Genomic DNA, 13,669 nt, shown 5'->3' on the forward strand with positions numbered 1-13,669 from the left:
GAGGCAAACTCAATAGCTGATCGACGATAGAGGGAAAAATTCCCCGAAAACGCAAGCACCTAACGCCGCGATGCAGTTTGCTTCACAAATTCGAACTGGTCGCGGCGACGGCATCCAGGGAAGGATCGGGCGAACCGATCCCTCTATTTGCGGAGCCGCCATGCAGCTCAAACTCCTGCGCAATGCCCTGCTCAAGCTGAGCTATGCCGGCAAGACCCTGCTGATCGATCCCGATTTCGGCGAGAAGCTGAGCCGCCGCTCGATCGCCGGTAAGTCGCAGAACCCGATGGTCGACCTGCCCGAGCCGATCGAGGAGATCCTCGCCGGGGTCGACCATGTTATCGTCTCGCATCTCCATGCCGACCATTTCGACGAGGTCGCCAAGGCGCGAATCCCGAAGGACATCCCGCTGATCTGCCAGCCCGGCAACGAGGAGGCGATCCGGGCGGCCGGCTTCACCAATGTCGAGCCGCTCGACCATTTCGTCCGCATCGGTACGATCGTGGTGAAGCCGCAGCCGGCGCAGCACGGCACCGGGCCGGTCGTCGAGGTGATGGGCAAGGTGATGGGCTTCACCCTGGAAGCGCCGGGCGAACCTTCAGTCTACTGGTGCGGCGACAGCGTGCTCTACCCGCCGCTGCAGGAAGCCGTCGCCAAGGCCGAACCCGATGTGATCGTCACCCATTCCTGCGGCGCGCTCTGGGACGGCACGCTGATCGTCATGGATGCGCAGCAGACGCTCGACCTTGCCGAGCAGGCGCCGCAGGCGACGATCGTCGCCGTCCATATGGAAGCACTCGACCATGCCAGCGTCAGCCGGCAGGCACTGCGCGAAGCGGCCGAGGCCCGCGGCATCGGCCGCGACCGGCTGCTGATCCCGGCCGACGGCGAGACGATCGACTTGAAGGCGTCCGTGCACGCCTGAGGCCTGAATAAACCCCTGTCATCCCGGACAAGCCACGTCAGCGGCGCCGATCCGGGATCCATTCCGGAGCCTTTCCGAACAAGGTTCAGGAATGGGTCCCGGGTCTCCCTCCGGTCGCCCGGGACGACCGGAGGGGAAAACGGGGGCCCTACTCCCCAGCCTTCAGCTGCTTGGCGTAGATGTCCTTGTACTGCTCGCGCAGCAGGTTCTTCTGGACCTTGCCCATGGTGTTGCGCGGCAGGTCAGCGACGACGAAGACCTGCTTGGGCTGCTTGAACTTGGCGAGGCGCTGCTCCAGCGCCTTGGCGATACCGGCGGCGGAGATGTCCGCACCAGCCTTCGCCACGACCACGGCGGTGACGCCCTCGCCGAAATCCGGATGCGGGCAGCCGATCACGGCGCTCTCGATCACGCCCGGCATCTCGTCGATCTCGGCCTCGACTTCCTTGGGATAGACGTTGTAGCCGCCGGTGATGATCAGGTCCTTGCCGCGCCCGACGATGTGAACGTAGCCGGCCGGGTCGATCTTGCCGAGATCGCCAGTGATGAAGAAGCCGTCGGCCCTGAACTCAGCCTTGGTCTTCTCGGGATTGCGCCAATAGCCCTTGAAGACGTTCGGGCCCTTGACCTCGATCATGCCGATCTCGTCGCGGGCGAGTTCCTTGCCGCTCTCGGGATCAGTGACGCGGGCCGACACCCCCGGCAGCGGGAAGCCGACCGTGCCCGCCACCCGCTCCCCGTCATAGGGGTTCGAGGTGTTCATATTGGTCTCGGTCATGCCGTAGCGCTCGAGGATGGCGTGGCCGGTGCGCTCACGCCATTCGCGATGCGTCTCGGCCAACAGCGGCGCCGAGCCGGAGACGAAGAGGCGCATATGCTTCACCGCCTCCTTCGAGAGCCGCTGGTCCTGGAGCAGGCGGACATAGAAGGTCGGCACGCCCATCATGCTGGTCGCCTTGGGCAGGTATTTGAAGACCTGCTCGGGATCGAACTTCGGCAGCAGGATCATCGCCGCACCGGCGAACAGGATCACATTGGTCGCGACGAAGAGGCCGTGGGTGTGGAAGATCGGCAGCGCGTGCAGCAGCACGTCGCCCTTGCTGAAGCGCCAGTAATCGACCAGGGCCAGCGCATTCGAGGCAAGGTTGTCATGGCTGAGCATGGCGCCCTTGGAGCGCCCGGTCGTGCCGGAGGTGTAGAGGATGGCGGCGAGATCATCGGCACCCCGAGCGACATCGATGAACTCGCCCGAGGCGGCATTGGCCTTGTCGAGCAGGCTGCCGGCGCCGACGCCGAGGGTCTCAAGCTTTGCGTCGGCCTTCTCCGCGAAGGGCTTCAGCGCCTCCGCCTTGGCGGGATCGCAGACGAAGACGGCCGGCTCGGCATCGCCGAGGAAGTACTCGATCTCGGCCGGGGTATAGGCGGTGTTGAGCGGCAGGAAGATCGCACCGGCCCGGACCGTGCCGAGATAGAGCATCAGCGCCTCGATGCTCTTCTCGACCTGGACGGCGACGCGATCGCCCGGCTTGACGCCGAGCGCCACCAGCGCAGTGGCGAAGCGGGCGGAGACCGCGACCATGTCGGCGTAGGTATAGGTCCGGCCGTCATCCAGGAACGCGAAGGGCGCGGTCGGCGCCGGCATGCGGGCCTTGATCAGGTCGAACAGATAATTGCCCATGATTTCGGGTCCTTTCAGGCGTTTCCATTGTCTTTGGTCACTTGGTCGCCGGCCGCAACTGCTTCTTCACCGAGGAGGAGGCGACCACAGTGTTGCGGGTGGCGAAGGCCTCGTGATTGGTCTCGATGTCGTCGAGCTCATAGCGGTAATTGACCATGACGCCATGCGACTCGCGCAGGCCGCGGTCCGAGAGGTTGCCGCCAACATTGATGCGCTCCAGCCGCGCGCCATTGCCGAGATGGAAGCGGGCGACAGGGTCGATCACCCGTCCTGACGAAGTCCGGGCCCGCAGCATGTACTGCGCCATCATCTGGCCCAGCAGCTTGTCGCGGCGGGCGTAGGTGACCTCGTCCTGCACCGCGGCCTCGGCCGGAGCCTGCATCAGCAGTGCCGCTTCCTCGTTGGTCAGGCCGAGCTCGGCCGGCTCCGCCAGCGCCGGCCCGAGCCAGCGCGCGAAGCCGGGTACCGGCGAGAGCGTGACGAAGACGTCGAGCCCAGGCAGTTCCCGCTTCAGATCCTCCGCGACCTGCTTGATCAGGAAGTTGCCGAAGGAGATGCCGCGCAGGCCCTCCTGGCAATTCGAGATCGAATAGAACACCGCCGTCGTGGCAGAGGAGGCCGGCAGCACCTCGCGCGCTTCGCTCAACACGTCGACGATCCGGCTCGGACTCTCGCGGGTCAGCGCGACCTCGACGAAGATCAGCGGCTCGTCGATCAGCTGCGGATGGAAGAAAGCGAAGCAGCGCCTGTCGGCCGGCTCGAGCCGGCGGCGCAGATCGTCCCAGTCCTTGATGGCGTGGACCGCCTCGTAGCGGATGATCTTCTCCAGCACGTTGGCCGGCGTGGTCCAGTCGATGCGGCGCAGCACCAGGAAGCCGCGATTGAACCAGGAGCCGAACAGATGCCGGAAATCGGCATCGACCGCCTTGAGCTCCGGTTCCTCCTTCATCGCCTCGAACAGGCTCTCGCGCATGCGCACCAGCACATGCGTGCCGCCGGGCGCAAGGTTGAGCCGGCGGAACAGTTCCTGCCGGCGCGGCTCGGAAGCGAGATGGAGCTGGCCGATCGCCTCGGCGTCGGGATTGTTGCGATAGCTCTCCAGAGCGGCGTCGAGCCGCTCGCGATCAGGGCCGAAGCGCTCCTGCAATAGTCGGAAGAAGGCAAGCCGGCCAGCCTCGTCGAGCCGCTCCCAATCCTCCAAAACGGCCTGCGCCAGCGCCATGCCGGAGGCCTCGCCGCGTCCCGAGAGCAGATCCTCGCAGAGCTTGTCGAGCGGCCGCCGGCGGTTCGAGGCGAAACGCTCGAAATTGATCAACGCCCGGCCGCGATCGGCGACGCTGGTCAGGAGATCGCCAAGAAACGCCATCTGCACCCCCAAAGCCTCGCTTGCACCGCCCATCCTATACGAGTTTGCCGCAGTGCAAACGCGGGCCGCCGCGACACGATCGCGCTACTTCAACAGCCCCCAGGCCTTGAGGAAGAAATCAGGCGCGCCGAAGTTCCCCGACTTCAGCGCCACCACCATCTCCGGCCCGTCGACGACGCGGGTCCAGGGCACGCCGGGATCGATCTCCGGGCCGATCTCCAGGGTGCGGATGGCAAGACCCTGCACGACCGCGCCGGAGGTCTCACCGCCGGCAACCAGCAGACGGGTGACGCCGCCGGCGTTGAGAAGCCGTGCGACCTCGGCAAAGGCATGCTCGACGATCTCGCCGGCCTTGTCGCGGCCGAGCTTGTCCTGCACCGATGCGACCTCGGCCGGATCATCGCTGGAATAGACGAGGAAGGGCTTGTCGACCGGCTGAACCAGGGCCCAGTCCGCCAGTTCCTTCGCCGTCTGCCTGCCGTCGGACAGCGCCAGCGGGTCGACCTTGAGCGCGGGAATGCCGGCCGCGAGCGCAGCCTTGATCTGGCCGCGCGTCGCGGTCGAGCAGCTGCCGGAGATGATGCCGGCGCGGCCCGTCGGTGCCGAGAGATGCGTCGCGGTCTCGCGCCAGGGCAGCAGCCCCGCCTTGCGGAAGTTCTCGGGCAGGCCCATCGCGATGCCGGAGCCGCCGGTCAGCAGGACATGGTCGGAAATGGCTTCGCCGAGCACCATCAGATGGCCGTTGTCGAGCGCGTCGGTGACGACGTAGCGCACGCCGTCCGCCGCCAGCTCGGCCAGGCGCTTGCGCACGGCGGCAGCGCCCTGGTTGACGGTCGCGTAGGAGGCGAGCCCGACCTTGTGGTCGGTCTGCGCAGCCATCAGCCGCATCAGGTTGGAATCCCGCATCGGCGTCAGCGGGTGGTCCTTCATCGAGCTCTCATGCAGCGGCATCTCGCCGACGAAGAGGTAGCCGTTGAAGATCGAGCGGCCATTGGCCGGGAAGGCCGGGCAGACGATCGCCTGATGAGCATTGAGGCGCTGCATCAGCGCATCTGCGACCGGGCCGATATTGCCCTGCGCCGTCGAGTCGAAGGTCGAGCAGTATTTGAACAGGATCTGCCGTGCGCCAGCCGCCAGCAGCGCCTCGCAGGCGGCGAGCGAATCCGCCACTGCCTCGGCCACGGGATTGGTGCGCGACTTCAGCGCGACGACGACGGCATCAGCCTCGGGCAGCTTTGCGCCGGCAGCGGGCGCACCGATGACCTGGGCCGTCCGCATCCCGGCGCGGTTCAGCATCAGGGCGACATCGGTCGCGCCCGTCATGTCGTCGGCAATCACACCCAGCAGCATCGTTCGACCTTTCCTTGCGTCCCCGCGAACATGTGAGCGATCCGCGGCGAAAATCTTGCATACCAGAACCAGACTGTGCGGCGACAGACCCGAGTCGCGTCACAGCCATGCAAGAGCGCCGCCTGCCGTCACATTGTATCCATTGCGCCAGTCGCAGCGGCGTGGAATGTTCCAGGCCAAGTTCGGCAGGGCAAGGAAAGCCCTATCGACGATCACCGCAAAATGCGCCAGCTTGGTACCGAATGGGACCAAGTGAGAATGACCCGCGGAGCTCCCGGATCGCCGCAAGAGCGTTGGAGCCTCGAGCAACGGGCCCAGGTCAAAGCCAAACAACGATGAGGGGAACAGCGATGAAACGTATCGTCCTGCTGGCGTCGGCGGCCTTGCTCGGCCTCGCCGCACTTCCGGCCCAGGCTCAATCACCGTCGACCTTGCGCATCGGCCTGCAGGAGGACCCCGATGTGCTCGATCCGCACAAGGCCCGCACCTTCGTCGGCCGCATCGTCTTCATGGGGCTGTGCGACCGGCTCGTCGACATCGATCCGGAGCTGAAGATCATCCCGCGGCTCGCGACCGAGTGGTCATTCTCGGAGGACGGGCTGACGCTGACGATGAAGCTGCGCAGCGACGCCAAGTTCCATGACGGCGAGACCTTCAACGCCGAGGCAGCCAAGGCCAATCTCGAACGGGCGATGACGCTGCCGGATTCGCTGCGGAAATCGGAGCTCGCCTCAGTGGACAGCGTCAGCGCGCCCGATCCGGCGACACTCGTCTTCAAGCTGAAGCGACCCGATGCGACGCTGCTCGCGCAGTTCACCGACCGCGCCGGCATGATGCTCTCGCCGAAGAGCCTCGGCCCCGACATCACCGCCAAGCCGGTCTGCTCCGGCCCCTACCAATTCGTCGAGCGCGTCCAGAACGACCGGATCGTGCTGGAGAAGTTCAAGGGGCACTGGGAAGCGGACAAATACCAGTTCGACCGGATCGTCTACCGCGCCATTCCCGATACCACGGTCCGCCTCGCCAACTTACGTGCCGGCGAGCTCGACATGCTGGAACGGCTGGCGCCGACCGACGTGAAATCGGCGCAGGGCGACAAGAGCCTCAAGGTCCAGAGCACGGCCAATCTCGGCTACCAGGGCATCACCATCAACACCAACCATACCGACGCCGCCAATCAGCCGATGGGCAAGGACAAGCGGGTCCGGCAGGCGCTGTCGCTCTCGATCGATCGGAAGGTGCTGAGCCAGGTGGTGTTCGAGGGGCTCTATGCGCCGATGAACCAGCCCTTCAACCCGGGCAACCAGTATCTCTCCGCCGCTCTGCCCGTGCCGGAGCGCGACGTCGCCAAGGCCAAGGCGCTGCTCAAGGAAGCAGGGCAGAGCAAGGTCAGCGTCGAGCTCTTCGTCACCAACAACCCGGTCGACGCCCAGCTCGGCCAGGTGATCCAGGCGATGGCGCAGGAGGCCGGGATCGACATCCAGATCCGCTCCAGCGAATTCGCCAGCCAATTGCGCGACCAGCAGCAGGGCAAGTTCCAGATGAGCCGGATCGGCTGGTCCGGCCGCATCGATCCGGACGGCAACATCCATCCGTTCGTGACGACCAAGGGCAACCAGAACGACGGCAAGTACTCCAATGCCGAGGTCGACAAGCTGCTCGACGAAGCCCGCACGATCTACGACGTCGCCGAGCGCAAGAAGCGCTATGACGCGGCGCAGAAGATTCTGCAAGACGAGCTGCCGATCGTTTATCTCTACAACCAGACCGTCTTCTTCGCGCTGCGCTCCAACATCCAGGGCTTCGTGATCAATCCCGACGGGATGATCAGGCTCTCGGGGCTGAAGCGGTCGTGAGGATACCACTCGACAGGAGAGAGCGCGGCAATTCCGCTCTCTCCGTGCCTCGTCAAGGTGGCCGGCAGCCATGCTCGCCCTGATCGGCCGACGCCTCGCGATCGCGATCCCGACGCTGTTCCTGGTGTCGTTGTTCGTCTTCGCCCTGCAGCGTGCGCTGCCGGGTGATCCGTTCCTGGTCATCGCCGGCGAAGAGCGCGACCCCGAGGTGATCGCGCGCCTGCGCCAGATCTACCGGCTGGACGACCCGATCGTGGTGCAGTTCTTCGCCTGGCTCGGCCAGGTGATCCAGGGCGATTTCGGCCGCTCGCTGCGTACCGGCGAGCCGGTGCTCGGGCTGATCATCCAGAAGCTGGGCGTCACCTTCCAGCTCGCCGTCGCCTCCATGCTCGTCGCGGTCGGCATCGGCATCCCCGCCGGCATCATCGCGGCGCGGCGCAAGGATACCATCGCCGACTATTCCGCCAGCGCCGTCGCGCTGTTCGGCCTCTCGGTCCCGCATTTCTGGCTCGGGATCATGCTGATCCTGCTGGTTTCGGTCGAATTGCGCTGGCTGCCGGCCTCGGGCTTCGAATCGATCTTCAGCGATCCGCGCGGCGCGATCGAGCGGCTGATCATGCCGGCCTTCGTGCTCGGCGGCGGGCTCGCAGCCTCATTGATGCGCCATACCCGCTCGGCCATGCTCGAAGTGCTGCAGTCCGATTATGTCCGGACCGCGCGCGCCAAGGGGCTGGCCGAGGATGCGGTGATCAACCGGCACGCGCTGCGCAACGCGCTGGTGCCGATCATCACCTTGTCAACGATCCTGTTCGGCGAATTGCTCGCCGGCGCGGTGCTGACCGAGCAGGTCTTCACCATCCCCGGCTTCGGCAAGCTGATCGTCGATGCCGTCTTCAACCGCGACTATGGCGTCGTCCAGGGCGTCGTTCTCTGCACCGCGATCGGCTTCATCGTCATGAACCTCCTCGCGGATGTCCTCTATATCCTCGTCAATCCGCGCCTGAGGGACAGCTGATGGGCGCCTTGACCGTCCGCGCCACCGGGGCGAACCTCCAGGGCCGCGGTTCCCTGCGCAAGCTCCTGCGCAGCCGCTCGGCCCGGATCGGCGGCCTGATCGTGCTCGTCTTCGTCGCGATGGCACTGCTGGCGCCGCTGCTGCCGCTCGCCGACCCCTTGAAGTCGAACTTCCTCGCCATCCGCAAGCCGCCCTCCGAGCTCTACTGGTTCGGCACCGACGAGCTCGGCCGTGATCAGGTCTCGCGGCTGATCTTCGGCGCTCAGGCCTCGCTGCTCGCGGGCATCATCTCGGTCGCGATCGCGCTGGCGGTCGGCGTGCCGATCGGCCTCGTCGCCGGCTGGTATGGCGGCTGGATCGACGCGGTGATCTCGCGCATCACCGAAGCGCTGCTGGCCTGCCCCTTCCTGATCCTGGCGATCGCGCTCGCCGCCGTGCTCGGCCCATCACTGACCAATGCGATGATCGCGATCGGCCTCTCCTTCGCGCCGATCCTGATCCGCCTCGTCCGGGGCCAGGTGCTGGCGATCAAGAACGAGGAGTTCGTCGACGGCGCCCGCGCCATCGGCGGCGGCAAGCTCTACATCCTGTTCCGTCATGTCGCGCCGAACACGCTCTCGCCGATCATCGTTCAGTCGACGCTGTTCATGGCGCAGGCGATCGTGCTCGAGGCCGCCCTCTCCTTCCTTGGCCTCGGTCAGCAGCCGCCCTCGCCGTCCTGGGGCCAGATGCTCAACGTCGCCAAGAATTTCATGGAGCAGGCGCCATGGATGTCGGTGGCGCCCGGCGTCGCCATCTTCCTGGCGGTCCTCGGCTTCAACCTGCTCGGCGACGGCCTGCGCGACGCGCTCGATCCCAAAGAATCCTGACCTTACTGCCTAAGGAACCGACCATGTTCACCACCCGCCCCGAGATCCTCGGCACTTTCGGCGTCGTCACCTCGACGCATTGGCTCGCGACCGCCTCAGGCATGGCGATGCTGGAAAAGGGCGGCAACGCCTTCGACGCCTGCGCCGCCGCCGCCTTCGTGTTGCAGGTGGTCGAGCCGCACCTCGTCGGCCCAGCCGGCGACATGCCGGCGGTGTTCTATTCGGCCGAGACAAAGAAGGTCGAAGTGCTCTGCGCCCAGGGACCGGCACCGGCGGCCGCGACGATCAAGGCCTATAAGGACCTCGGCATCGACATCATCCCCGGCGATGGCCTGCTCTCGACCGTGATCCCCGGCGCCTTCGGCGGCTGGATGACGATGCTGCGCGACCATGGCCGCCTGCCCCTGCGCGAGGTGCTGGAGCCGGCGATCGGCTATTTCGAGAACGGCCACCCGATGCTGCCGCGCGTGTCCGACACGATCGCGGGGCTGAGCGACCTTTTCACCGGGGAATGGCCGACCTCGGGCGCCGTTTATCTTCCGGGCGGCAATGTTCCAAAGGGCCGCGAACTCTTCCGCAATCCGGCAGCGGCCGCGACCTACAAGCGCATTCTCGCCGAGGCGGAAGCTGCCGGCGGCGATCGGCAGAAGCAGATCCAGGCCGCCTACGATGCCTGGTACAAGGGCTTCGTCGCCGAGGCGATGGACGCCTTCTGCCGCACGCAAGCGCCGATGGACTCGACCGGCAGTAGGCACAAGGGCCTGCTCACCGCGCAGGACATGGCCGGCTGGACACCGCACTACGAAGCGCCGGCGAGCGTGACCTATCATGACTGGGAGGTGTTCAAGATCGGCCCCTGGGGCCAGGGCCCGGTCTTCCTGCAGACGCTGAAGATCCTCGAAGGCTTCGACCTCTCGGCGATGGGCCCGGACAGCCCGGACTTCATCCATCATGTCGCGGAAGCGATGAAGCTCGCCTTCGCCGATCGCGAGGCCTATTACGGCGACCCGGATTTCGTGAAGGTGCCGCTCGCGACGCTGTTGTCGGAGGACTATGCCCGCGGCCGGCGCGCGCTGATCGGCAACGAGGCCTCGCTCGAAATCCGGCCGGGCGTGGTCGCCGGCTTCGAAGCCCAGGTCGCGCAGGCGCTCGCCAATATCAGGATCGCCGGCCAGCACGGCACCAAGGGCGGCGCGACCGTCGGCGAGCCGACTTTGGCCTCGATGGTCTCCTCGTCGCGGCGCGGCGACACCGTGCATATCGACGTGATCGACCGCTGGGGCAACATGGTCGCGGCGACGCCCTCGGGCGGCTGGCTGCAATCCTCACCGGTGATCCCCGAGCTCGGCTTCCCGCTGAACTCGCGCGCCCAGGCCTTCTTCCTCGAAGAGGGGCTGCCTTCCTCGCTCGCGCCCGGCAAGCGCCCGCGCACGACGCTGACCCCGACCATCGCCTTCGAGAACGGGCAGCCGCGCCTCGCCTTCGGCACGCCGGGCGGCGACCAGCAGGAGCAATGGCAGCTCGGCATGTTCCTGCGCCGGGTGCATCACGGCCTCAACCTGCAGGAGGCGATCGACCTGCCGCTGTTCCATACCCAGCATTTCCCTTCGACCTTCTATCCGCGCGAGGCGCGCCCCGGTCATCTCACGGTCGAGGAGAGCGTCGGCGAGACGGTCCTGGCCGAGCTCACCCGGCGCGGCCACAAGCTCGAGAAGGCACCGGCCTGGACGGTGGGGCGTCTGACCGCTGCCGAGAAGAGCGCCGACGGCCTCTTGCGCGCCGCCGCGACGCCACGTCTGATGCAGGCCTACGCCGCCGGCCGCTGAGGATTAGCCTATGACATGGTCCATCGTCGCGCGCGATGCCGCGACCGGCGCCTATGGCGTCGCCGTTTCGACCTGCGCCTTCGCCGTCGGCTCGCGCGTGCCCTATGGCAGCGGCCGGGTTGGGGCGATCGCGACGCAGGCCTTCGTCAACCCGCTCTATGGCGTCGACGGCCTGAAGCTGCTGCAGGAAGGGCGCTCCTCGGTCGAGATCATCGCGAGCCTGACCGCGGCCGATGAAGGCCGGGCGCATCGGCAACTGCATCTGATCGATCGCGACGGCCGCACCGCGTCCTTTACCGGCAATGCCTGCATCGACTGGTGCGGGGCGGTGAACGGGCCGCAGGTCTCGGTCGCCGGCAACATGCTGGCCGGGCCGGAGGTCGTCCAGGAGACGCTGAAGGCCTATGTCGAGAACTCAGGGCTCGACTTCGACGAGCGCCTGCTGGTCGCGCTCGAAGCCGGCGAGAAGGCCGGCGGCGACAAGCGCGGCCGGCAATCCTGCGCGATCCGGATCTGGGCCGGAGATCCAGTGCCGAGCTTCGACATCAGGGTCGACGACCACCCCGACCCGCTCACCGAGCTGCGCCGGATCTGGCGGGTGGCACATCAGCGCTATGTGCCGTTCCAGCAGGCCTCGCCCTCGCGGGCGCGGCCGGCCGGCGTCACCGACCGGGCCGAGCTCGACAGGCTGTGCAGCGAGTATGCCGCGGCGTGGAATGCGCGGCATCCGGAGTGAGCAGCCTCACGCCGCCTTGGTAGCGCGGCCCTCGGCCGCCCACTTGGCGTACCAGCTCTTGAAGCGGCGCCACTCGGTCTCGACATAGTTGCGCTGGGCGTCTGAGAGCCTGTCGGCGTCGTTGAAGTGACGCCCATAGGCCTTGTGCCCCTCCAGCACCATCAGGTGCTTGTAGTAGAGCACGAGGTCGACGCCTTCGTCGAAGGACGAGAGCACATAGAGGGCCCGCTCCAGCTCGAGCGCGTCGCGCTCGGCCTGCGGGTCGCCAGCGGCGGCCTTCTGCGAGAGCGCGACTAGGTGCAGCACCTCCTTGGGCAGGGCGTTGCCGATGCCGGTGATCGCGCCCTTCGCACCGCAGCGGATGAAGCCGTGCGTGACCTGCGTATCGACGCCGACCATCAGGGTCAGCTTGGGATCGCGGTTGGTGATGTGCTCGGCCGCATAGGTCAGCGCCGCGCCGCCGCCGAACTCCTTGAAGCCAACGAGATGCGGGAAGCGCGCATTCAGCGCGAAGAACAGGTCGGCCTTGGTCTCGTAGCCGTAATAGGGGCTGTTGTAGATCACCGACGGCAGGTCGACCGCCGCTTCCAGGATGCCTTCGAAATGGGCGCGCTGCGCCTGTAACGAGGAGCCGCGCGAGAGTACGCGCGGGATGACCATCAGGCCTTGCGCGCCGGCCTTCTTGGCATGGGCGGCGAGCGCGGCGGCGCGCTTCGGGTTCTGCGCGCCGGTGCCGACGATCAGCGGGATGCCGCCCTTCACCAGGGCCTCGACGCCCTCCATGCGCTGCTCGTCGGTGAGCAGCGGCCAATCACCCATCGAGCCGCAATAGACGACCGCCGACATGCCGGCGTCGATCAGATGGCGGCCGGTGCGCACCAGCTCGGCGTAATCGACGTCGCCCGCGGCGGTGCAGGGGCTCATCAGGGCGGGAATCGTACCGCTGAAGATGTTCTTGGTCATGGCAGAGGTCCGCTCGCAGGAGGAATGCGGCTGCGGGCCTTATCGCCCGCAGCGGTGATGATAGCCTGAAAATCAGGCCGTGATCGACTGGCCGGCCTTGCGCAACCCGGCGAGCACCGGCGCCTTGGGCAGCCAGATCTTGTCGAACTCGGCGATGACGGCCTCGGCGTCCTTGGGGTTGGCGACCTTGAAGTTGGCGCCAGCCGCCTTGAACTGCTCGACCAGCTTGGGCTCGTTGCCGGCAAGCGCGTCGATCTGCTCGTCGAGTGCGGCGCGAACCGTCTTCTGGATCAGCTCGCGATCAGCGGCGGGCATGCCCTGCCAGACGCGGCCCGAGGCGAGCGCGATCACCGGCATGAAGATCGCGTTCATCTGCAGGATGGTCTTCGAGACCTTGTCGAAGCGCTGGTTCCAGGAGAACTCCAGATCAGCCTCGAGCCCGTCGACCTGGCCGTTGGTCATGGCGTCGAAGACCTGCGGCGTCGGGATCGGGGTCGGGGCGGCGCCGAGCAGCTGGTAGAAGTCGCGATAGACCGGCGTCGGGTTGATGCGCAGCTTCATGCCCTTGATGTCGCCGATCGAGTTCAGCTCCTTCGCGGCAAAAACAGCGCGCATGCCGGTGATGCCCCAGGCCAGGCCGACGCAGCCGGTCTCGCGCGGCAGCACGTCGAACAGGCCCATCGCCACCGGGTGGCGCACCAGCTTGGCGATCTTGGCAGTGGAGTCGACGATATAGGGCGCGGTGATCGCGCCGATTGCCGGCACGCGCGAACCGAGCTCGGCGGCCATGATCCAGCCCATGTCGAGCGCGCCGGACTGCATCTGCTGCAGCATCGCCGCCTCATTGCCGAGCTGACCGGAGTGGAAGACCGTCAGGTTCAGCCGGCCATTGGTCTCGGCCTTCAGGCGCTCGCCGACCTTCACAGCTGCAACGTTCCAGGGGTGGCCGTTCGGGGTCAGGATGCCGAGGCGCAGCTCCTTGCTCTGGGCGAGCAGCAGCGCGGGCTTGGCGATCGGCAGGGTCGCCGCGGCGGCGATCAGATGGCGGCGCGAGATGGTCATGACGGAACTCCCCTTATTGATTG

Annotated in this window: 11 protein-coding genes; 6 read left to right on the forward strand and 5 right to left on the reverse strand. The window is 66.6% G+C overall.

Features of this window, described 5'->3' with window-relative positions:
- Positions 1–160 precede the first annotated feature (160 nt).
- Positions 161–925: an MBL fold metallo-hydrolase gene (locus ACWIGM_RS11360; protein ID WP_454026042.1), complete on the forward strand. Its 765-nt coding sequence runs from the start codon at positions 161–163 to the stop codon at positions 923–925.
- Between the two features lie 148 nt (positions 926–1,073).
- Here the strand turns inward: ACWIGM_RS11360 and ACWIGM_RS11365 are convergent, their stop codons facing one another.
- The 3 genes from ACWIGM_RS11365 to otnK all read right to left on the reverse strand — a co-directional run bounded on the left by ACWIGM_RS11365 (position 1,074) and on the right by otnK (position 5,319).
- A complete protein-coding gene (locus ACWIGM_RS11365; protein WP_454026043.1) occupies positions 1,074–2,603 on the reverse strand; it encodes a malonate--CoA ligase in 1,530 nt (509 codons plus the stop codon).
- Between the two features lie 37 nt (positions 2,604–2,640).
- Entirely contained in the window at positions 2,641–3,969 is a 1,329-nt protein-coding gene (locus ACWIGM_RS11370; protein ID WP_454026044.1) for a malonyl-CoA decarboxylase, read from the reverse strand.
- A gap of 84 nt (positions 3,970–4,053) precedes the next feature.
- A complete protein-coding gene (gene otnK / locus ACWIGM_RS11375; protein ID WP_454026045.1) occupies positions 4,054–5,319 on the reverse strand; it encodes a 3-oxo-tetronate kinase in 1,266 nt (421 codons plus the stop codon).
- A gap of 350 nt (positions 5,320–5,669) precedes the next feature.
- On the opposite strand from otnK, the gene ACWIGM_RS11380 reads away from it, so the two are divergent.
- The 5 genes from ACWIGM_RS11380 to ACWIGM_RS11400 all read left to right on the forward strand — a co-directional run bounded on the left by ACWIGM_RS11380 (position 5,670) and on the right by ACWIGM_RS11400 (position 11,621).
- Entirely contained in the window at positions 5,670–7,175 is a 1,506-nt protein-coding gene (locus tag ACWIGM_RS11380) for an ABC transporter substrate-binding protein (RefSeq protein ID WP_454026046.1), read from the forward strand.
- Positions 7,176–7,245: 70 nt separating this feature from the next.
- Positions 7,246–8,190, forward strand: coding sequence for an ABC transporter permease (locus ACWIGM_RS11385; RefSeq protein WP_454026047.1), 945 nt, complete (start codon positions 7,246–7,248; stop codon positions 8,188–8,190).
- Complete coding sequence (locus ACWIGM_RS11390; protein WP_454026048.1) at positions 8,190–9,059, forward strand: ABC transporter permease; 870 nt, start codon at positions 8,190–8,192, stop codon at positions 9,057–9,059. The genes ACWIGM_RS11385 and ACWIGM_RS11390 overlap by 1 nt, the downstream gene beginning before the upstream one ends.
- Before the next feature lie 23 nt (positions 9,060–9,082).
- Positions 9,083–10,885 (forward strand): gamma-glutamyltransferase family protein, encoded by a 1,803-nt coding sequence (locus ACWIGM_RS11395; protein WP_454026049.1) that lies wholly within the window; start codon positions 9,083–9,085, stop codon positions 10,883–10,885.
- 10 nt (positions 10,886–10,895) lie between these two features.
- A complete protein-coding gene (locus ACWIGM_RS11400) occupies positions 10,896–11,621 on the forward strand; it encodes a DUF1028 domain-containing protein (protein ID WP_454026050.1) in 726 nt (241 codons plus the stop codon).
- A gap of 6 nt (positions 11,622–11,627) precedes the next feature.
- Here ACWIGM_RS11400 and ACWIGM_RS11405 read toward each other — a convergent pair whose 3' ends face one another.
- Positions 11,628–12,584: a dihydrodipicolinate synthase family protein gene (locus ACWIGM_RS11405; RefSeq protein ID WP_454026051.1), complete on the reverse strand. Its 957-nt coding sequence runs from the start codon at positions 12,582–12,584 to the stop codon at positions 11,628–11,630.
- A 72-nt stretch (positions 12,585–12,656) separates the two neighbouring features.
- Positions 12,657–13,646, reverse strand: a complete 990-nt coding sequence (locus ACWIGM_RS11410; protein ID WP_454026052.1) for a TRAP transporter substrate-binding protein — start codon at positions 13,644–13,646, stop codon at positions 12,657–12,659.
- Between the last annotated feature and the right edge of the window lie 23 nt (positions 13,647–13,669).

This window comes from Allobosea sp. NPDC055332, from assembly GCF_053645455.1.